The 20928-nt window shown below is 56.5% G+C and carries 15 protein-coding genes (1 of these 15 running past the window's edge); 5 read left to right on the top strand and 10 right to left on the bottom strand.

Features of this window, described 5'->3' with window-relative positions; translation table 11 throughout:
• The 3 genes in view from ilvC to A3224_RS02820 are tightly spaced (at most 36 nt apart) and all read right to left on the bottom strand, a layout consistent with a single transcriptional unit that may run on beyond the window.
• Positions 1-686, bottom strand: the 5' portion of a protein-coding gene (gene ilvC, locus A3224_RS02830; protein WP_067151210.1) for a ketol-acid reductoisomerase. 340 nt of this gene lie to the left of the window's left edge; only the first 686 of its 1026 coding nucleotides appear in the window; it begins with the start codon at positions 684-686; its stop codon lies off the left edge, out of view.
• Positions 687-722: 36 nt separating this feature from the next.
• Positions 723-1214 (bottom strand): acetolactate synthase small subunit, encoded by a 492-nt coding sequence (gene ilvN / locus A3224_RS02825; protein ID WP_067151207.1) that lies wholly within the window; start codon positions 1212-1214, stop codon positions 723-725.
• A gap of 12 nt (positions 1215-1226) precedes the next feature.
• A complete protein-coding gene (locus A3224_RS02820; RefSeq protein ID WP_067151204.1) occupies positions 1227-2963 on the bottom strand; it encodes an acetolactate synthase 3 large subunit in 1737 nt (578 codons plus the stop codon).
• Positions 2964-3421: 458 nt separating this feature from the next.
• On the opposite strand from A3224_RS02820, the gene A3224_RS02815 reads away from it, so the two are divergent.
• Positions 3422-3889: a DUF4124 domain-containing protein gene (locus A3224_RS02815; protein WP_067151201.1), complete on the top strand. Its 468-nt coding sequence runs from the start codon at positions 3422-3424 to the stop codon at positions 3887-3889.
• 136 nt (positions 3890-4025) lie between these two features.
• On the opposite strand, the gene A3224_RS02810 is transcribed toward A3224_RS02815, so the two are convergent.
• The 5 genes from A3224_RS02810 to rluD all read right to left on the bottom strand — a co-directional run bounded on the left by A3224_RS02810 (position 4026) and on the right by rluD (position 13511).
• The gene (locus A3224_RS02810; protein ID WP_067157338.1) at positions 4026-7073 is read right to left on the bottom strand and encodes an efflux RND transporter permease subunit; all 3048 of its coding nucleotides are present in this window, start codon (positions 7071-7073) and stop codon (positions 4026-4028) included.
• Between the two features lie 359 nt (positions 7074-7432).
• Entirely contained in the window at positions 7433-8563 is a 1131-nt protein-coding gene (locus tag A3224_RS02805; RefSeq protein WP_231902442.1) for an efflux RND transporter periplasmic adaptor subunit, read from the bottom strand.
• A gap of 326 nt (positions 8564-8889) precedes the next feature.
• Positions 8890-11493 (bottom strand): ATP-dependent chaperone ClpB, encoded by a 2604-nt coding sequence (gene clpB / locus A3224_RS02800; protein ID WP_067157335.1) that lies wholly within the window; start codon positions 11491-11493, stop codon positions 8890-8892.
• A 265-nt stretch (positions 11494-11758) separates the two neighbouring features.
• Complete coding sequence (gene pgeF / locus A3224_RS02795; protein WP_067151195.1) at positions 11759-12523, bottom strand: peptidoglycan editing factor PgeF; 765 nt, start codon at positions 12521-12523, stop codon at positions 11759-11761.
• Between the two features lie 4 nt (positions 12524-12527).
• Positions 12528-13511 carry a 23S rRNA pseudouridine(1911/1915/1917) synthase RluD gene (gene rluD / locus A3224_RS02790; protein WP_067151192.1) on the bottom strand — a complete coding sequence of 328 codons (984 nt, stop codon included), beginning with the start codon at positions 13509-13511 and terminating at the stop codon, positions 12528-12530.
• A gap of 112 nt (positions 13512-13623) precedes the next feature.
• On the opposite strand from rluD, the gene A3224_RS02785 reads away from it, so the two are divergent.
• Positions 13624-14568 carry an outer membrane protein assembly factor BamD gene (locus A3224_RS02785; RefSeq protein ID WP_067151189.1) on the top strand — a complete coding sequence of 315 codons (945 nt, stop codon included), beginning with the start codon at positions 13624-13626 and terminating at the stop codon, positions 14566-14568.
• Positions 14569-14598: 30 nt separating this feature from the next.
• Here the strand turns inward: A3224_RS02785 and A3224_RS02780 are convergent, their stop codons facing one another.
• Complete coding sequence (locus A3224_RS02780) at positions 14599-16227, bottom strand: NAD+ synthase (protein WP_067151186.1); 1629 nt, start codon at positions 16225-16227, stop codon at positions 14599-14601.
• 91 nt (positions 16228-16318) lie between these two features.
• Between A3224_RS02780 and A3224_RS02775 the strand changes: the two genes are divergently transcribed.
• The 3 genes from A3224_RS02775 to A3224_RS02765 all read left to right on the top strand — a co-directional run bounded on the left by A3224_RS02775 (position 16319) and on the right by A3224_RS02765 (position 20339).
• Positions 16319-17914 (top strand): sensor histidine kinase, encoded by a 1596-nt coding sequence (locus tag A3224_RS02775; RefSeq protein ID WP_067151183.1) that lies wholly within the window; start codon positions 16319-16321, stop codon positions 17912-17914.
• A gap of 122 nt (positions 17915-18036) precedes the next feature.
• Positions 18037-19446: a sigma-54-dependent transcriptional regulator gene (locus A3224_RS02770; protein ID WP_067151180.1), complete on the top strand. Its 1410-nt coding sequence runs from the start codon at positions 18037-18039 to the stop codon at positions 19444-19446.
• Between the two features lie 323 nt (positions 19447-19769).
• Entirely contained in the window at positions 19770-20339 is a 570-nt protein-coding gene (locus A3224_RS02765) for a GspH/FimT family pseudopilin (protein WP_067151178.1), read from the top strand.
• A gap of 99 nt (positions 20340-20438) precedes the next feature.
• Here the strand turns inward: A3224_RS02765 and A3224_RS02760 are convergent, their stop codons facing one another.
• The gene (locus A3224_RS02760; protein WP_067151176.1) at positions 20439-20879 is read right to left on the bottom strand and encodes a type IV pilin protein; all 441 of its coding nucleotides are present in this window, start codon (positions 20877-20879) and stop codon (positions 20439-20441) included.
• Between the last annotated feature and the right edge of the window lie 49 nt (positions 20880-20928).

Here is a 20928-nt window from a genome sequence, read left to right as displayed (position 1 = left end):
AGACATTCAAAGTAGGCCATTTCCGGCGCGTAGCCCGCTTCCACCAAGGTTTCAAAGCCCGCCGTTACCAACGCGGAGACACCGCCACACAGAACCGCCTGCTCACCAAACAGGTCCGTTTCGGTTTCCTCGCGGAAGTTGGTTTCGATGATGCCGGAACGGCCGCCACCGTTGGCAGAAGCATAAGACAGTGCCAGTTCCTTAGCCGTGCCAGAGGCATTTTGATAGACGGCGATCAATGTCGGCACACCGCCACCTTCCAGATAGGTGGAACGCACTGTATGGCCCGGCCCCTTGGGCGCGATCATGATTACGTCGACGTCTTTGGGTGGCTCGATCAGCTCAAAATGCACATTGAAGCCGTGCGCAAACGCGAGCGCCGCTCCGGACTTCAAATTGGGCGCCACCTTTTCGCGGTAGATCTGCGCCTGGTGTTCGTCGGGCGTCAGTATCATTACCACATCGGCGTCTCTCACGGCGTCGGGGACTTCCGCCACACGCAGCCCGGCCTTCTCCGCCTTGGCCCATGAGCTGGACCCCTTACGCAGACCGACAACCACGTTTTTTACACCGGAATCCTTCAAATTGTTGGCATGGGCGTGCCCTTGGGAGCCGTAGCCGATGATCGCCACGGTTTTGCCCTGGATTAAAGACAGGTCGCAATCTTTATCGTAGTAAACTTGCATTACTCAGTTCCTATTTCACATCGGTTTAATAACAGTTCAAACACTCAATACTTTTTCACCGCGGGCTATGCCCGAAACTCCGGAGCGCACCACTTCCATAATGGTGTGCTCGCCCAGCGCCTGTAGAAAAGCATCCAGTTTTTCACTAGTACCCGCCACCTGCACCGTGTACATATTGCTAGTGACGTCCACAATCTGGCCGCGAAAAATATCCACACTACGCTTGATCTCATCGCGTTGCGCACCGCTGGCCCGCACTTTGACCAGCAAAAGTTCGCGCTCGATATGCGCCCCTTCCGTAAGATCCACCAGCTTAACCACATCAATCAATTTGTTCAGATTCTTGGTAATCTGCTCGATCTTGTGGTCATCGCCAATGGTGACCAACGTCAGGCGCGACAAACTGGCATCTTCTGTAGGCGCCACTGTCAGGCTTTCAATGTTGTAACCACGCTGAGAAAAGAGACCCACTACCCGGGAAAGCGCTCCGGGTTCGTTTTCCATCAGGACTGAAATAATTCTGCGCATCGTATTACTTCCCTAAGTCCGCTCCGTCTTGCTCAACCACATATCCCGCATGGAGCCATTCGGCATCACCTGCATCGGGTAGACATGCTCGGACGGGTCCACATAGACGTCGATAAATACGGTGCGGTCCTTAATCGCAAACGCTTCGCGCAGTTTGTCGTACAGCTCCTCTCGGCGCTCAATTTTCATTCCGAGGTGGCCATAGGCCTCGGCCAGCTTGACGAAATCCGGCAGAGACTCTTCGTAAACACTGTTCGAGAGGCGCCCCTCGTACTGCATTTCCTGCCACTGCTTCACCATTCCCAGGGCCTGGTTGTTCAGGCAGAGAATTTTTACCGGCAGATGGTATTGCGTCGCGGTGGACAGCTCCTGAATACACATCTGAATGCTGCCCTCACCAGTGACGCAGATCACTTCCTCATCCGGGTGCGCGATTTTCACCCCCAGCGCCGCCGGCAAACCGAACCCCATGGTTCCCAGTCCGCCGGAATTGATCCAGCGACGCGGCTTGTCGAACAGGTAATACTGGGCAGTAAACATCTGATGCTGCCCCACATCGGAAGCCACAAAAGCGTTGCCTTCCGTGATTTCATATACCGCTCGAATCACCTCCTGCGGCATGATCAGGGCACCATCGGTGCGGTAGCGCGGTGCCGTATAAAGCCCGTGGCGCTCGCGCCAATCGTCGATCTGACGCCACCAGTCGACAATAGCCGACTGGTCCGGCTGCTCATCGGAAGACTTGAGTATCTCCAGCATCTCACTCAACACGGACTGCACGGTGCCGACAATCGGTATGTCCGCCACAATCGTCTTGGAGATAGAGGCCGGGTCCACATCGACGTGAATAATCTTGGCCCCCGGACAGAATTTGCCCGGTGTGTTGGTTACCCGGTCATCGAAACGCGCGCCCACCGCCAGGATCACATCCGCGTGGTGCATGGCGGTATTGGCCTCGAAAGTGCCGTGCATTCCGAGCATGCCGAGGAAGCGTTTGTCACTGCCGGGGAAGGCACCAAGCCCCATCAGGGTATTGGTCACGGGAAAATTCAGACGGCGCGCCAGCTCAGTCAACAATTCGGCACCCCCGCCCTGCACCACGCCACCACCGGCGTAGATCACCGGACGCTTGGCGGACAACAGCTGCGCCACCGCCTTGCGGATCTGCCCGCTGTGCCCCTTTCCGGCCGGAGTGTAGGAGCGCATGCGCAATTTGTCCGGATAGCGGTAGGGGAAGCGATCCGCCGGGTTAGTGACATCCTTGGGGACATCGATCACCACCGGCCCGGGGCGTCCGGTACTGGCGATATAGAAGGCTTTTTTGACAATCTCGGGGATCTCTTCGGCGCTTTTTACCAGGAAGCTATGCTTCACGATCGGCCGCGAGCAGCCGACCATGTCGGTTTCCTGAAAGGCATCCTCGCCAATTTTTTCCGTTGGCACCTGGCCGGAAATCACCACCATTGGAATAGAGTCCATATAGGCTGTGGCGATACCGGTAATCGCATTCGTGGCGCCCGGACCAGAGGTCACCAGCACCACACCGACTTTGCCGGTGGCGCGAGCGTAACCATCCGCCATATGGGTGGCACCCTGTTCGTGCCGCACCAGAATGTGCTTGATGCTCTTCTGGCGAAAAATGGCGTCGTAAATATGCAACGCCGAACCTCCGGGGTATCCGAAGATCAGGTCCACCCCTTCATCCTGCAGCGCGCGAACCAACATATCGCCGCCGGAGAGTAATTCCACAAAAGCCCCCTCAAATTTCGCGATTCATAGGACAAACATCTCTCAAAGGGCAAGCTAGGCCAGCCAATGAGAAAAACAAAAGGCGATTGTAAAGGAAATCAATGATAAATATCAGCCTTTTGCGCAATCGCCCGCCGACTTTTAGGATGGCTCTATCGGCTTGGCCAGTGCGCGCGAGCCGACACCGGCATTAACCGGAGTCGTGCGGACTCGCAGGCCTCCTGGGTGGGGAGGGGTTCTCGACAAGAGGTGGCGGGCGTTTGGCCCGCCGGGCCGGAGCGGGCACCGCGGATATGCGGAAAACTCCAGTCGCCGAGGGAGCGATTGATTCTGCAAACTGAATCCCGGCTGTCAATAGAGCAACGCTGCATTAGCCAAAGTGTTAAAGGAGTTGTAGGCAAGCGCGCACAGACCGGTACAATGCCACTAAAGGACACCACAAAAACCGAGGAGCAACTATGCGCTTCGCTATAGCGATATTGATCTCAGCGCTGGCATTCGCCGCCCGGGCCGATGGTATTTACAAATGGGTGGATGAAAACGGCGTGGTGCACTTCGGCTCCCAGCCGCCGCAAAAGCAATCCGTCGAAGTGGTAAAGAAGCCCAAGTCAGAACGCTATAAGCAGTGGCAGGCGGAACAGGCAGCACTCAACCCCACCCCGGCCGAAGAACCCACCTCCAGTGAAAAAAATGTGGCGGCCGCCCCAAAGGCACAGCCGGAACAACAGCAAAATGAAGCCCTCACCAAGGCTCAAGAAGCTGTGCGCGCGCAGCGCTGCCGGATGGCCCAGTCTAACCTGCAGGAACTGACCACCCACAGCCGCATACGCGAACTGGGAGCCGATGGCAAGATGCGGGTACTACCTGAGGAGGAACGCCAGGAGCGAATCCGGCGCATGCAGCAAACCATTCAGGAAAACTGCTAAAGCGTAACCGCTGAAATTGTCGTTAGCGCTGAGACTTCCTGCCCTAGATGGAAGCTCTCAGCGCTAGCGCCCGCAATGGATAACAGTGCCGGGCAACCCCATCAAAGATTCCCCAAAGCTGAACCGCTCTTCCTCCTCAATAACCGTAATCCCTGCCTAGATATAAATACATCGCCGGCACCACAAACAGTGTAAACAGAGTACCAATTGTCATACCGCTGGCGACCACCAGGCCCATCGCAAAGCGGGCTCCGCCGCCAGGGCCGGCAGCGGCCAGCAAAGGCACCATCGCCAACACCAGCGATGCAGTTGTCATCAGGATGGGGCGCAGGCGAATACTGGCGGCCTGCTCTATCGCCTCGCGCTTGGAGTGGCCCTGCTCCTGCAGTTTATTGGCAAATTCAACCACCAGAATACCGTGCTTGGAAATGACACCGATCAGTGTCACTAATCCCACCTGGGTGTAGATATTCAGTGTGGTTAAGCCGAGACTGACAAAAATCATGGCCCCACAGACACTCATAGGCACTGTCACCAGCATAATCAGTGGGTCCCGCCAGGACTCGAACTGCGCGGCCAGCACGAGATAGATCACAATCAAGGCAAAAAGAAAGGTGATCTCCAACTCCCCTCCTTCAGACTTGTACTGGCGCGACTGGCCCGCGTAATCCACCGAGTACCCCTGGGGCAATATTTCGCGGGCGGCCTGATCCAACACACCCAGCGCTTCTCCCAGAGTAATACCGGGGCGCGGCACACCGGAGATGGTCACCGCATTCAACTGTTGAAAGCGCTTAAGTTGTTGCGGCTCTACAGTTTCACGCAGATTGACCAGCGTGGAAATTGGCACCAGGTCACCATTGACCGCGCGGATATAATAGTTTTCCAACTGTTCCCCCGTGAGCCGCTCTACCCGCACGACTTGCGGAATCACCTTGTAACTGCGGTTGTCCAGAGAAAAGCGGTTGATGTAGGCCCCGGACAGCATGGCGCCCAGTTCGCGGCCGATGTCGGCCATGCTCACCCCCATGGCCGCCGCCTTGTCCCGGTCGATCTCGACGATAATTTTCGGCTTGTCGATCTTCAGGTCCGAATCGACAAAAATAAATTTACGGCTGGCGATGGCTCGCGCCATGATTTCATCGGCCAAATCGGCGAGGCGCTCCACCGGCTCGGTGGCGCCGATTACAAATTCCACCGGCAGGCGGCCACCCGCGGTCGGCAGGCTCGGTGGCACCACAACCGCCACCTTGAGCCCGGCAATCTGCGCCACCTCTGCACTGATCTCCGCCTGCATCTCCGCCGTGTCTTTGTCGCGCAGATTCCAGGGGGCGAGCACATACCCTGCGACGGCGCTATTGGTGGCATTACTGGTACCGCCGACACCGTTGAGCAGGAAAAAATTGGCCACTTCATCGTGACGCTCGGCAATTTGTGTCAACTCCGCCGTATACTGTTCGAGGTAGTCCAGGGTTGCATAAGCATCAGCGGAAGAGATCGCCAACACCAAGCCCCGGTCTTCGGCAGGCTCCAGCTCTCTGGGGGAAGATACAAACAGAAAATAGCAACTGACCAGGACGATGGCGCCAAAGAGGAGAATCACCAAGCGGTCGTTCAACGCACTGTGCAAGCTACTCTTGTAACTTTCCTGCAAGCGGTTGAACTGCATTTCCAACCACTTTTCCAGCCGGTTGCCACCCCCTGTGCGAGGGCGCAGGATCTTGGCCGACATCATCGGTGACAAAGTTAAAGCCACCACACCAGACAACAGAACCGCACCGGCGAGAGAAAACGCGAACTCGATAAACAAAGTGCCGACGAGACCGCCGAGAAATCCGATGGGCAAGTAGACGGCGATCAAGGTGGTGGTCATAGCCACCACCGGCCAAGCCAACTCACGCGCACCAACAATCGCCGCCTCCTGAGGCACCATGCCCTCCTCGATATGCCGGTGCACGTTCTCCAGCACAATAATGGCGTCATCCACTACTATGCCGATAGCTAGCACCATGCTGAGCAGCGTCAGAAGATTGATGGAGAAACCCATCAGCAACATCAGAAAAAGCGCTCCCACCAGAGACAGTGGCACCGCTATCGCGGGGATTAAAACGCTGCGCAGGGAGCCGAGAAACAGGTAGATCACCAGAATCACAATCAGCACCGCTTCGACGATGGTCTTCATCACCTCGTCGATGGAATCCTGAATATATTCCGTACTGTCGTAAGGGATATCGCCAATCATCCCCTCGGGCAATTGCGGAAAAATCTCCTGCTCCAGGGTTTCCCTGACTACCCGGATCACATCCAGCGAATTGGCATCGGGCGCCACTTCTATGGCGACGAAAGTGGCCGGTCGGCCATTAAAGGAAACAGAGGTATCGTAAGACTCCGCCCCCAGCTCGACTTCCGCCACGTCGCCGAGACGCACCAGACGGTCGCCGTCGGCACGTACAACAAGACTGCGAAAAGCCTCTGGCGAGGCAATATCGGTTTTAGCCCGGATTTCCATAGCCACCATGGCACCTTTGGTGGCACCCACTGCGGACAGGACATTATTGCGCCGGAGCGCCGCACTCACATCGGCTGGAGTCACCTCCTGCGCGGCCATATCGGCAGGCCTCAACCAAATACGCATGGCAAAGGTCCGATTGCCCAGCAAACGTGCACGCTGCACACCGGCAATGGTCGATAGCTTGGGCTGTACTACGCGGGTCAGATAGTCAGTGATCTGATTGTTATCGAGAATGTCTGACGAAAAGGATAAATACATAGCTGCGGTGGATTCCCCCAGCGCCATATCCACACTGGAGTCCTCCGCCTCTTCCGGCAATTCACTGCGCAGCCGGTTGACCTTGGCCACCACCTGGGTCAACACCTCATTGGGATCGTAATCAAAATCCACATAGATCTGGATGGTTGAGATGCCCTGGACACTGGTAGACACCATGTAATCAATACCATCCGCGGTGGCGATCTCCTGTTCCAGCGGCGTGGTGATAAACCCCTGCACCAAGTCTGAGTCAGCACCGACGTACACTGTGGTGACAGTGATCACCGCATTTTCCAGCTCCGGATACTGGCGCACATTCAGTTCCGTGGCCGCGCGCAGGCCAAGCAGGAAAATAAACAAACTCACCACTGAGGCGAGCACCGGCTTGCGGATAAAAATTTCAGTAAAATTCACGCCTTTTCCCAAGCCATCCCGACTTCGGCAAACCGCTGACTAATCCGCGCTCAGGCAACGAATAAGCTCTGCACCCGGATGGAAAGCAGCAATGAGAAAATATAACTGAGCAAATGCCGGACAACAGGCGGGCCCAGTGCCACTATGGTTTCAGGGTTCCCTTAAGGAACCTCCCTGACGCTGACGCCGAGGCCTGATGAGAAGCTCAAGTGATGGGATGGGCATTTTGAAACCGTCGGAAATAGGGAGATATCCGGCGAAGCCGCCGGGACATACTCGTGCATTTTCGCAATACTTATCCCTTTGCCTGAGCGCCCCGAAACAAGCCGCAGCTCTTGTGCGGTTTAATTACGGGCCCACTAACTATTTTCCGGCTTCGGATCCGCGTCGGCGGGCGGACGGTTTTCATTTTCAATGATCACGGCACCCTCGTTGCGCAGTTTGAGCAGACCGCTACTCGCCACGACTTCACCCGCCCGCAAGCCCTGTACGACTTCCACCAGATCGCCGCGTTCTTCCCCGGTCTTCACGAAACGCTTGCGGGCAATAATGCTGTCACCGGTATCGCTCTTGCGCAGAATAAACACCGCCGTACCGTAGGGTGCGAACATCAGCGCAGTGCGCGGCACCACCAAGACCTTTCGCCGGGCGTCAATCTGCACCGCTACATCCGCAAACATACCGGGGCGCAACCGGTGTTGCGGATTTTTCAGTGTGCCCTGAAGCAGAAAATTGCGGCTGGCCGCATCCACACTGGGGTCTATGGCGGTAATGCGCCCATGAAACTTTTTGCCGGGAAAGGCGTCGGTTCCCAGAGTTATCGGCAGATCCAACGCCACTTTGGCAAGGTGCCGCTCCGGCAGAAAAAAATCGACGTAAATCGGGTCCAGCTGCTGAAGGGAAACCACGGCCTCCCCCGGGTTAACATTCTGCCCCAAGTCGATGCGGCGGATGCCCAAAACCCCGCTGAAAGGCGCGGTGATTTGACGTTTATCAATAGTGGCGCGCTGGACTTCCAGATTAGCCAGAACCTGCTCCAGCTCACTGCGGGTGGCGTCCAGATCCGCTTCTGTGGTGACGCCTCTGGCGTGCAGAGCCTTGACCCGCTGATGGTTGCGCCGCGCCAGCCGCAGCTCCGCTTCCAGTACCTGAAGCTGGGCGATTTCCGGTTCCGCGGCCAGCTCCGCTAACAAGGCCCCTTTTTCGACCGACTGCCCCGACTTAAAATGGATGGCGCTGACGATGCCCTGCGCTTCCGTGGTGACCTCCACACCATTTACCGCCCGTAGCGTTCCCACCGCAGTCAGCGTCTCCTGCCAGACCTGCACCTCCGCGGTAAAAGAAGTCACTGTTGCCGGCGGCAGTGGCATACTGTCGAAAGCGCGATTCATCATGACAAGGCCGATATATTTGAAAGCAAAAATACCGCCGAACAACAGCAGGCAGCCGAGGAGCATCAGCAGCATGCGTTTGTTCAAAACCCGAGACACAGTGCCATTCCACTGAATTGCGATTTCGGCATCGGCCGACTCTTTCGCCGAACAACAAAATTCAGTTTATAAACAAATGGCTATTTACGCCTGGAGACTGCCGCTGTATCACACTCGCTCGACGTCAGGAAAACAATACATGCCGTGGGTTTAGCAACGCGCCGCGTAATATGAAAATTTTGAGCGAAGGGAGGGATAGTGCGAAACCACCGGCTACTGAGCAGTATCCGGCGGTTCCACAGGAATGGATTGCGTGTTTCGCAAAGCGAGATTCACGCCTGAGCGCCCGGCACTAACGGCACTCAGGCGGATTTGTCAGGGTTACCTCAACGGAATACCGCCCGGTCTCCATCCAGTTCGGCATGAATAGTGTCGCCGGGCACAAATTTGCCTGCCAACACATCCTGCGCCAGGGGATTTTCCAGCCACATCTGTATCGCACGCTTCAGAGGGCGGGCACCGTAGACGGGGTCAAAGCCCACTTCGGCCAGCTTGTCCAGCAGCGCTTCGGAGACTTCCAGCTGCAAATCCCGCTCGGCGAGACGGCGGCGCATAGCCGCCAGTTGAATTTCGGCGATAGAACGCACCTCCGCCTGATTCAGCGGGTGGAAGACCACCACTTCGTCAATGCGGTTGATAAACTCCGGCCGGAAATGGCCACTTACCACATCCATCACCGCACTCTTCATCTGCCGGTACCGGATTTCTGTGTCCACTTCGTCCGCATCCCGGTCAGCGGCATACTTCTGGATCAAGTCGGACCCCAAATTGGAGGTCATCACCACCACCGTGTTGCGGAAATCCACGGTGCGTCCCTGACCATCTGTGAGGCGACCGTCCTCGAGTACCTGCAGCAGAATGTTGAAAACTTCCGGGTGCGCTTTTTCCACTTCATCCAGCAGTATCACCGAGTAGGGCTTGCGCCGCACCGCCTCGGTCAGGTAGCCACCTTCCTCATAACCCACATAGCCGGGCGGCGCACCAATCAGGCGTGCCACTGAGTGTTTCTCCATAAACTCGGACATATCGATGCGCACCATGGCGTCCTCGGTATCGAACAGGAACTGCGCCAATGCCTTGCACAGCTCCGTTTTTCCGACACCAGTGGGGCCGAGGAACAGGAATGAGCCATTGGGTCTGTTGGGATCGGCGAGACCGGCGCGGGAGCGACGCACGGCATTGGACACCGCGGCTACCGCCTCGCCCTGCCCGATCACGCGCTTGTGCAGCGCCTCTTCCATACGCAACAATTTTTCCCGTTCGCCCTCGAGCATTTTTGCCACAGGAATTCCGGTCCAGCGGGAAACCACTTCCGCCACTTCCTCCTCGGTGACCTTGTTGCGCAACAGGCGCAAGTCTTCATCACCCTTGGTTTCGGCAGCGGCTTTCAATTGTCCTTCTAATTGCGGAATTAATCCGTATTGCAATTCCGACATCCGCTCCAGGTCGCCGGCGCGGCGCGCCGCTTCCATATCCAGCTTGGCCTGCTCCAGCTTTTCCTTGATATCGTGGCTGCCTGCCAGCTGAGCCTTCTCCGCTTTCCATACCTCTTCGAGATTGGCGTATTCCTTTTCCAGTTTCTGGATTTCCTCTTCCAACTTGGCCAAACGCTTTTGTGCCGCCTCGTCGTCCTTGTCTTTTTTTACCGCTTCGCGCTCTATCTTCAGCTGAATCAGACGCCGGTCCAGTTTATCCATCTCTTCCGGCTTGGAATCGATTTCCATACGGATACGGCTCGCAGCCTCGTCGATTAAGTCGATGGCTTTGTCTGGCAATTGGCGATCGGTGATATAGCGCTGGGACAATTTGGTCGCAGCGATAATGGCTGAGTCGGTGATATCGACGCCGTGGTGTACTTCGTAACGCTCTTTAAGCCCCCGCAAAATAGCGATGGTGTCTTCTTCGTTTGGCTCGTCAATCAGCACCTTCTGGAAGCGCCGCTCAAGGGCGGCATCCTTTTCGATGTACTGGCGGTATTCATCCAGGGTGGTGGCGCCGACACAGTGCAATTCACCGCGGGCCAGCGCAGGTTTCAGCATATTGCCGGCATCCATGGCGCCCTCGGCCTTGCCGGCGCCCACCATGGTGTGCAGTTCGTCGATAAACAGGATAACGCGCCCTTCCTGCTTGGAGAGTTCGTTGAGCACCGCTTTCAGGCGCTCCTCGAATTCACCGCGAAACTTGGCTCCGGCCAAAAGCGCGCCGAGATCCAGGGAGAGCAATCGCTTGTCTTTCAAGCCTTCGGGAACTTCGCCGTTGACGATACGCTGCGCCAACCCCTCGACGATGGCGGTCTTCCCTACCCCCGGCTCACCGATTAAGACGGGATTATTTTTGGTGCGCCGCTGAAGAACCTGGATGGTGCGACGGATTTCATCGTCGCGGCCGATCACAGGATCCAGCTTGCCTGCCACGGCGCGCTCTGTCAGATCCAAAGTGTATTTATCCAGAGCCTGACGCGCGTCCTCAGCACCGGCATCATTGACTTTCTCGCCGCCGCGCACTTTTTCAATGGCCGCCTGCAATTGTTTGACATCGCCGTTGGCATTGAGGATTTTTGACACCTCACCGGCAGCGGCGTCAAAAGCGGCCAGTAATACAGTTTCGCTGGCAATAAAACTGTCACCGTTTTGCTGCGCCCGTTTGTCCGCCAAATTAAACAGCCGCGCCAGCTCCTGCGACATACCGACATCGCCAGTGGGCGTACCTACCGTGGGCAAACTATCGAGCCTTTTTGCCAAATCGTTGCGCAGACCGTTGATATTAAAACCGGCCTGAGAAAGAAAAGCGGGGACACTGCCGTTATTCTGATTCAGCAGCGCCAATAACAAATGTTCGGGATAAATCTGGTTGTGATCGCGGCCAACGGCGAGGGACTGGGCGTCGGCAATCGCCGCTTGCAGCGGGTTCGTCATTCTATCTATGCGCACGGAAAACCCTCTCTGGATCTGTTCAACGACATATTGATTCAGTCTGGTTACCGATATGCGGGCGGCACAGCGATTTTCAATCCGGGCGGAAAATACAGGCGTATCACACCCGGCGCCCAAAGCCTTCCGCAGAGGGAAAGGTACGGGAATCCTCTGATCATTCCACGCCTTGATTTTAGGCCCGGGAGAAAAACTCAAGAGACAAGTATCAGAGGCTTCACAGGCAAATCATCCGCCATCCAGCCGTAGAGAGGATTGATCTGTATCAGTTTTCCAGCCAGATCAGAGTGGCCATGCGTCCAGTGATTTTGTCACGCCGGTAGGAATAAAAATGCGCTTCTTCCGTAAAGGTACAGCGGTCACCGCCGTAAATGGCATCCACGCCGAGCTGGTGCAACTCGGCGCGCGCCAGGGCGTATATATCCGCGAGAAAATGCAGCGGCTTTTGCGTGTGAGGACGAAAGCACTGGGCAATTGCTTCCGTGTGCGCGCCACTGAGTGCATTTTCAAAAAAAGCCTCCAACACATCCACACCAGTTTCAAACGCCTGCGGCCCTATAGCCGGGCCCAGCCACACCAGCAGTTCCGCCGGGTCGCAGTCGAGCGCCTCCACACTGGTCCGCAGTACGCCACCAGCCAGTCCGCGCCAGCCGGCATGCGCCGCAGCCACCCGGGTACCGGATTGATCACAAAAAAGCACCGGCAGGCAGTCGGCAGTGAGCACTGCGCACACCGCACCTGGGCTGGTTGCGAAACTGGCATCAGCAGTGCGCACCAGACCATCGGCTCGGGCCGGCACAACTCTGTCACTGTGGATTTGCTCCAGCCACTGGGGCTCTGCAGGGAGCCGCAGATCCCGCTGCAGGCGTTTGCGATTGTCCGCCACCGACTGGTCATCATCCCCCACGTGGGTGGCCAGGTTGAAAGCGGTATAAGGTGCGCCACTGGTGCCCCCAGAGCGCAAGCTGGTGGCCGCGCGCACATTGGAAGGCGCCGGCCAGCGTGGAAAGAGGTAGTTTTCGCTGGGCATGGTTCTATATTCCTATACCGTCTGCTGCGGAAGCGGTCCCTGCGTCCTCGCGCAACAGTTCGAGCAGCCGCAGCATATCCGCCGGTATCGGCGCACGCCAGCGCATTTCCTCGTCACTACGCGGGTGCCGCAGGCAAAGCTCGGCCGCATGCAGGGCTTGGCGCGGGAACTGCTGCAGCGCCCGAGCCAGTTCCGGCGAGGCCTCCGGCGGCAACCTGGGGCGGCCACCGTAGAGCGGGTCGCCCACCAGCGGATGGCGGATATACGCCATATGCACCCGGATCTGATGGGTGCGCCCCGTGGCAAGAGCGCAGCGCAATAGCGTATGGGTGCGAAATCGCTCCCGCACCCGGTAGTGTGTAATCGCCTCTTTGCCGCCGAAGTCCAGCACCGCCATTTTCAAGCGATTTTGCCGGTGGCGGCCGATGGGCGCGTCCACGGTTCCGCCACCGCTAATGGCGCCCTGAGCCAGGGCGTCGTACTGGCGGCTGACAGTACGCGCCTTTAACTGCTGCACCAGGCTGGTCTGTGCCGGAAGCGTCTTGGCTACCACCATCAGGCCACTGGTGTCTTTGTCCAACCGGTGCACTATACCCGCGCGGGGTACCCGCTCCAGCGCCGGACAGTAATGCAGCAAACCGTTTAGCAAGGTGCCGTCGGGGTTTCCGGCCGCAGGATGGACGACCAGACCCGCAGGCTTATTGATCACCAGCAAACTGTCGTCTTCAAAGACGACCTGTAAGTCCAGTGCCTGGGGACGCCATTCCCCCTGGGGCTCCAGCTCGGCGCGCAACCGCAGGCGCTCACCGCCGAACAGCTTGTCCTTCGGCTTGGCCGTATTGCCGTCGACAGTCAATTGCCCGCCTTTTATCCAGGATTGCAGGCGCGCGCGCGAATAGTCGGGAATTAATTCCGCTGCTGCCTGGTCCAACCTGTGTCCGGCAAGCCGGGCGGGTACGTCAATATCCAGTTTCAGAAGTTCGGCCATGGGTCAAATATTTTGGACGGCTCCGCGTATGTGGTTAAATGGCGGGCCGTTGGTTGCCTATAATTGGCCGCTAGTTTAAAGGTAGAAAGTAATAATGATAGAGCGAGGGGCTATGCAGGCTGGAAAAACGCTGTGGTTGACCGTGGTCAAGGTACTCTTGTCCACGATTTTGGTAGCCTGCGCCAGCACCGATGAATCCGAAGAGGGGCTGCCCTCCGGCAATCGCACCGAACAGGCCTTCTACGAGGCCGCACAGCGTCAGCTCAGATCCAGTCAGTGGGACCTGGCAATCAAGAACCTGCGCGCCCTCGAGGACAATTTCCCGTTCGGCAACTACGCCGAGCAGGCGCAACTGGAGCTGATCTACGCCTATTACCGCAACTATGAAAACGACGCAGCCATCGCCGCCGCGGACCGCTTCATCCGGCTACATCCCCAGCACCGCAATGTGGATTACGCCTACTACATGAAGGGGCTGGCCTCCTTTACCGAAGGCAGCGGCCTGTTCGAGCGCTTTCTACCCACCGATATGACCAGCCGTGACCCCGGCTCGGCGCGGGAGTCCTTCGCCCACTTCGCGCAGCTGATGGCGCGCTTTCCGGAGAGCCGCTACGCACCGGATGCACAGAAGCGCATGATCCACCTGCGCAACCTACTTGCCCGTTACGAGATACACGTGGCCAACTACTACTTCAAACGCGGCGCCTACTTGGCGGCAGCCAACCGCGGCCGCTACGTGGTGGAGAACTTCCAGCAAACCCCGGCGATACCGGATGCCCTGGCGGTAATGGTACAGAGCTACCACCTGCTGGAAATGCCGGAGCTGGAGGCCAGTGCGCTATCGGTACTGCGCACCAACTACCCCAATCACCCGGCCTTCCTGCGCAACGGCAGCTTCAATTACAACTACTACAAAGGGGCCAGTGGCCGCAGCTTTATCCACCGCATAACTCTGGGCCTGTTCGAGAAGTCCGATCCCCGCGGCTTCGACAGCCGCGAGCTATACAACCCTGAATACCAACGCGAAGAGGCGCCGCTGCCGCCAGAACTAATGTAAGAACGGGGGCGGGCAGCGAACTGCCCGCGCTCATTCCCCGGCTTTCCAGCCGTTGGTAATCGGATAGCGCCGGTCGCGGCCAAACCCGCGCTCAGAGATGCGCACGCCCACCGCCGCCTGGCGTCGCTTGTACTCGTTGCGATCCACCAAGCGCACCACTCTCTCCACCGTGTTCCGCTCGAAGCCCTGGCGGATAATGTCTTCGGCCGAGTAGTCTCTTTCAATGTAGAGGTTCAATATCTGGTCAAGTATCTCGTAGGGGGGAAGGCTGTCTGAGTCCACCTGTCCCGGTGCCAACTCTGCACTCGGGGGGCGGGTGATCGCGGTCTCGGGGATCACCTCGGAAATACTGTTGCGGTAGCGGGCCAGCTGAAACACCAGTGTCTTGGGCACATCCTTGAGTGCGTTGTAACCACCTACCATATCGCCGTAGAGAGTCGCGTAGCCCACCGCCAGCTCACTCTTGTTGCCAGTGGTCAGCACCATAGCCCCCTTCTTATTGGAAATGGCCATCAGCAATACACCGCGAGAACGGGCCTGCAAATTCTCCTCGGTGGTGTCCCGCTCAGTGCCTGCGAATTCGTCAGCGAGTGCTTGGCTGAAGGCGTCGAATACCGGCTCGATACTGATCACCCGGTAATGAATGCCCAGTCGCCTGGCCTGCTCAGCGGCATCGTTCTTGCTCAGATCGGATGTATAACGAAAGGGCATCATGACCGCTTCCACCCGCTCCGGCCCCAGCGCATCCACAGCAATCGCCAGAGTCAGGGCAGAATCTATGCCTCCGGACAGGCCTAACACCACACCGTTAAAACCATTTTTGTTGACATAGTCGCGCACGCCGAGCACCAGCGCCTGATAGACCGAGGCCAAATCCTCCAGGGCCGGGGTAATCTCGCCGGGCTTTAGGGCCGCTTTGCCATTCTCGTAGGTAACACTGACCGGCAGCAACTTCTCAACGTATTCTGGCGCCCTTGCGCACAGCTTGCCCTGGGCATCCACAGCAAAGGAGCCACCGTCAAACACTAGCTCGTCCTGACCTCCGACCCAATTCACATAAACAACCGGCATATCCCCCGCCCTGGCCTGCCCCGCCAGCAATTCAAGCCGCTGTTGGGCCTTGCCCCGGTGGAAGGGGGATGCATTGATGTTCAACATCAACTTGGCACCGGCAGCGGCAGCCTGTGCCACCGGCTCCGGGTGCCAGATGTCCTCACAGATCGAAATGGCGGTCGGAATCCCTTTGATATCGACGACGCAGGGCTTGTCACCGGGAACGAAATAGCGCAGTTCGTCGAACACCTGATAGTTGGGTAACTTTTGCTTGGCGTACTCGGCGGACAGTCGACCATCGACAATCAACCCCGCCATATTGAACACCTTGCCCGCTACCACCCTCGGGTAACCCACCAAAATCGCACAGGGAAGCTCCGCCGCCATCAATTGCGCCAGCGCGGCGTCCACACGCCGCTGCATACTTGGGCGCAACAGCAGGTCTTCCGGCGGATAACCGCATAGCGTCAATTCCGGAAACAGCACCAGCTCGGCGCCAAAGTCCCGATAGGCCCGGCGTGTTACATCGATCACCTGTGCGGTGTTACCGGGAATATCCCCCACCAAAGAATTGATTTGTGCCAGCACTAGCTGCAAAGTAGACATCGTTTTACCTCAGACCGGACAGGCGGCTATTGTACCGTGACCAGGGGGACAACAGCAGTGACTGCGCAAAAAGAGTAATCGGGGAAACAACTTGAGCCGTCCATTGACCAACACTGGCGGAGTCGCATTACAACACCAAGAGTTACTGAGGGTCTATGCCTTTTACCGGGTTGCCATAGCCCTGGTTCTGCTGAGCATTTTTACCTCCGACCTGGGTCAGGGAGCCGTGGGCAACAGCGCTCCGGCACTCTATTTGAATACTGTGATTGCCTATACCGCGCTCAATCTGGGCTGGTTTTTGCACCTGCGCCACAATGCCTACCAGACTACCGCGGGCCAAGTCGGGCTGATTCTCGGCTGCGACATTCTCACCTTCCTGCTGCTGATACAGGCCAGCGGCGGCCTCAACTCCGGACTCGGCTATCTGCTGCTGGTCAACTGCTCGGTGGGGTCCCTGCTTTTGGACCGGCGCATGAGCGCTTTCTTCGCTGCCGTTGCCAGCATCGGCGTGATCGGCCAGCAACTCTACGGCCTGCTCGCCGGTAACGCCGGTACCCAGGACATCGTTTCCGCCGGTAGTCTCGGCGTACTGCTTTTTGTTGCCGTCAGCTCCCTACAGTATCTCTCGGCACGTATACGCAGCGCGACCCTGCGCGCCGACCAGCAGAGCCGCCAGGCCGCACACCTGCAGCGGCTGGCGCAACAGATCATAGAGCGCATGCGCACCGGTGTGTTGGTGCTGGATGCCACAGACAAACCCGAACTGATCAACCAGGCCGCGCGGCAATTACTCGGCGGACCGGCTGGACCCGCCACCCCGTACTGGCAGGAACTGCATCGGATAGTAGACGAGTGGAACAGTGACACATCCCGCAGCAGCGCCTTGATGCGCGCAGCTAATGGCAACGAGTTGCGCCTCAATTTTGCCAAGCTACACCGAGGACATAGGGACAGCACCCTGGTGTTCATCGAAGACAACCGCAAGCTCACCCAGGCGGCTCAAAAGCTCAAGCTCGCCTCCCTTGGACACTTAACCGCTTCCATAGCCCACGAAATACGCAACCCCCTCGGAGCCATCAGCCACGCTGCACAACTGCTGTCGGAATCCCAGCACCTGAATGAACAGGACCGGCAGCTCACCCGGATCATCTGTCGGCACAGCCAGCGGGTAAACGAAATCGTCGAAAATATTATGCAGCTGTCCCGCCGCCGCGCCGCCGCTCCACAGTTGCACGACCTGGGCATGTGGCTTGAACTTTTTGTCCAGGATTATCGGGCCAGCGCTCCGGACGATGCCAACATTCAATTGCACTTTTCTGAACAGACAGTCAATGCCCGCTTTGATCCCCAGCAACTGGCGCAAGTGGTTACCAACCTGTGCAACAACGCATTGCACCACTCCTATCTTGCAACCGGGCGTCGGGAAGTCGAACTGGCGGTTTACCACAACAAAGAAAGCGACTGCGCGGTACTCGATGTCATCGACAGCGGTCAGGGCGTGCTACCGGAGCACAAAGACAAAATATTCGAACCTTTTTTCACCACCGGCCATGGAGGAAGTGGCCTGGGGCTCTATATTGCCCGGGAACTCTGCGAGGCTATTCAGGCCAACCTCTACTACTGCCGCACAGCAAGCAATAAAAGCTGTTTTCGGATAGAGTTCGCACACTCAAACAGATTTTTTTGACAGAATAGAGGGGCAATTATTTATCTAACCCTTCGTTAACTTGAAAAGAGTATCTGCCATAATCGGCCACCGAGTTTCAATTTTTCAGGAATCCTGCAATAAAGACCACGACTACTAACTAGATGGAACCCTTGGCCCTGGTCATCGACGATGAGCCCGATATCTGTGAGCTGCTAGCCCTGACATTGCAGCGCATGGACGTTCACTGCCACACCGCCGCCACACTGAGGGAGGCGCAGCGGTTGTTGGATGAGAATCGCTATGATTTTTGCCTCACCGATATACGCCTGCCAGACGGCGACGGCCTACAGCTGGTGGAGCACATCCAAGCGCAAGATAAAAGCGATCTGCCGGTGGCGGTCATCACCGCACACGGGAATATGGATACCGCTATCAAGGCGCTCAAACTGGGCGCCTTTGATTTCGTCAGCAAACCGGTGGATCTGGAACGACTGCGTAGTCTGGTGCAATTGGCGCTGCGCCTGAACCACAAGCGCACTGATACGCAAAAACCAAATTCTGATCACCTATTGCTCGGCGAAACCGAAAAGATGCGGGAGTTGCGCCGCCAAATCGCCAAGGTGGCACGCAGCGATGCCCCTATCTATATCAGCGGAGAATCTGGCTCCGGCAAGGAATTGGCAGCCCGATCGATCCACGCCCAAGGGCCACGCGCCGACAAACCTTTTGTGCCGATCAACTGCGGCGCGATTCCCGCGGAATTGATGGAAAGCGAATTTTTTGGTCACAAAAAGGGCAGCTTCACCGGCGCCCACAGAGACAAACCCGGTCTGATGCAGGCCGCCGAAGGCGGGACCCTCTTCCTGGATGAAGTGGCGGACCTCCCTTTAGACATGCAGGTTAAACTGCTGCGCGCGATACAGGAAAAATCCGTGCGCCCAATCGGCGCCAGTCAGGAGGTACCGATAGACGTCCGTATTCTCAGTGCTACCCACAAAGATCTCGCCAAGGAAGTGGCCGAAGGTCGCTTCCGCAACGATCTCTACTACCGTATCAACGTTATTGAAATCACTGTGCCCCCACTGCGTGAGCGCAAAGAAGATATCCCTCTCCTGGCACAAACCATTATGCAGCGCATCGCCACCAATGCCGGTGTTTCCCCTCCCCACCTCTCTGCAGAGGCGATGGAAGCGTTAAAGAACTATCAATTCCCCGGCAACGTGCGCCAACTGGAAAACACCCTGGAGCGCGCCTTTACACTGAGCGACCAACAGATTATTCGCGCACAGGATTTGCATTTGGAGCGGGAGGCGCTGTCAGCAACACGTAGCGCAGAACAACCGACTCCTCCCCGTCCCCCTTCCCAGCCTGCCGCAGCCCAGACCTATCCCGGCCAGTTCGACCCAAGCCACTACGGCTCCCTGGACAGCTTCCTCCAGGCAATTGAAAAAGAAGCCATCGAGAAAGCTTTGAACGAAACCCGCTGGAATAGAACCGCCGCAGCTCAAAAGCTTGGCATCAGTTTTCGCTCCCTGCGGTACCGGCTGAAAAAATTGGGATTGGAAGATTAAGGAAGCTTTGATTAATTTGCGTGAGTGCGGTAAGTAGACCTTGGGGACTCAAGTAATAAGATGAATATTTCGACAACGTACGAGCGCCCCGTAGCTCCCGCGGATTGTATCCTGCATCCAACAGTTTCTAAATGTCCACCTCAACAGCAGATGATTCTCATCTGAAAGCTAAATATCTCCGCTTCCATAGGATGAATTAATCAGAGACTCTTCCACGATTACTGTAAATGCGGACTAGAACGTTCGTACTGCAATAGCCTGTAATTGGCTTTTTTTCTGCAAGCGGTATGCTAATGCAAACTCAAGGAAGAGGAGTTTGCACTGTGAAGAAATCTTTAGGATTTACTCTTATCGAGTTGCTTCTCAGCATTACCATCCTTGCAATTGTTGCTTCTTACGCCTTACCTACCTTTAGCGATCTCACCCGGCGTTACAAGAGCGAAGCCAAAGGTCGGGAACTTTTCGAATTACTCATTTTAATGCGCACCAAGGCATACAGTGAGCATAAAAGCTACACATTATGTCCAAGCGAAAATGGCAGTAGTTGCGGAAAAGACTGGGCATATGGCGCAATTTTATTTGCAGACAATGACAGAGATGGAGAACTGGACGCTTCTGAAAAAATTGAACGCACACTATCAAAGTTGGAAGATGGCGCCACTTTGAGTTGGAACGCGTTCAACAATAAAGGTTTTATCACTTTTCGTCCAAATGGCACAACCCCGGCACAAAGTGGAAATTTTAAATACTGCCCTCCTGGAGGCGAAGAAAAATACGGCTGGTTTATTATCTTAAACACTATCGGCCGCCCCTATTTCGGAAAAGACCGGGATGGAGACGGTATTGTAGAAAATGGCAGCGGATCTCCACTGACCTGTGATGCAAAAAACTAAACACTCAATGAGTGTTTCCCTGGCGGAGTAGCACTCCGCCAATTATCAGAAAACCAGCAAAACAGAACTGTAACTGCGTAAGTTACTTCGGCTCCCTAGCTAACTACAGCTCTTTCTCCAGCACATCTCAGAGTTATCGAAAGCGCCATTATCATCCCTATCCCAGGCCCGAACACCGGATGATCTCAACTCCAATTTACCATCACCAACCTGCCCATTAATCGGGGTTGCCTGCAGAGTATATCCCTCAGCATCGGCATCTGTAATGCGTAAATTGTACGTTTTATTACCACCATCTAGCGGCGCCTGGCTAGGGAAAATATCTGGAACGCCACCAGTATGTGAACCAGCATAAGTACCATTTTGTGTAAAATGTTTTTCCATTGCCTGCGCCAGGCCCATCAATGCACCCTGGGCATCGGCACGGTTTGCACTTCGCACATGCTCTCGGTACGACGGCCATGCCACTCCAGCCAACACTGCGATAATCGCCACCACGATCATCAACTCGATTAACGTAAAGCCATTTTGTCTTTTCATAATTGCACTCTGTCAGTGTGATCAGGGCCTGTAACTTACCACTATCAAA

The organism is Microbulbifer thermotolerans (genome assembly GCF_001617625.1).
In the GTDB taxonomy this organism is placed as follows: domain Bacteria; phylum Pseudomonadota; class Gammaproteobacteria; order Pseudomonadales; family Cellvibrionaceae; genus Microbulbifer; species Microbulbifer thermotolerans.
Note: the sequence above shows the minus strand (reverse complement) of the source record. Positions and strands in the feature narration are given on the sequence as shown.

What these genes read in the sequence shown, in the direction of transcription:
- ilvN (WP_067151207.1), bottom strand. Translation starts at nt 1,214, where the DNA reads ATGCGCAGAATTATTTCAGTCCTGATGGAAAACGAACCCGGAGCGCTT.
- A3224_RS02815 (WP_067151201.1), top strand. Translation starts at nt 3,422, where the DNA reads ATGCGCTTCGCTATAGCGATATTGATCTCAGCGCTGGCATTCGCCGCC.
- pgeF (WP_067151195.1), bottom strand. Translation starts at nt 12,523, where the DNA reads ATGCCCAGCGAAAACTACCTCTTTCCACGCTGGCCGGCGCCTTCCAAT.
- rluD (WP_067151192.1), bottom strand. Translation starts at nt 13,511, where the DNA reads ATGGCCGAACTTCTGAAACTGGATATTGACGTACCCGCCCGGCTTGCC.
- A3224_RS02785 (WP_067151189.1), top strand. Translation starts at nt 13,624, where the DNA reads ATGCAGGCTGGAAAAACGCTGTGGTTGACCGTGGTCAAGGTACTCTTG.
- A3224_RS02780 (WP_067151186.1), bottom strand. Translation starts at nt 16,227, where the DNA reads ATGTCTACTTTGCAGCTAGTGCTGGCACAAATCAATTCTTTGGTGGGG.
- A3224_RS02770 (WP_067151180.1), top strand. Translation starts at nt 18,037, where the DNA reads ATGGAACCCTTGGCCCTGGTCATCGACGATGAGCCCGATATCTGTGAG.
- A3224_RS02760 (WP_067151176.1), bottom strand. Translation starts at nt 20,879, where the DNA reads ATGAAAAGACAAAATGGCTTTACGTTAATCGAGTTGATGATCGTGGTG.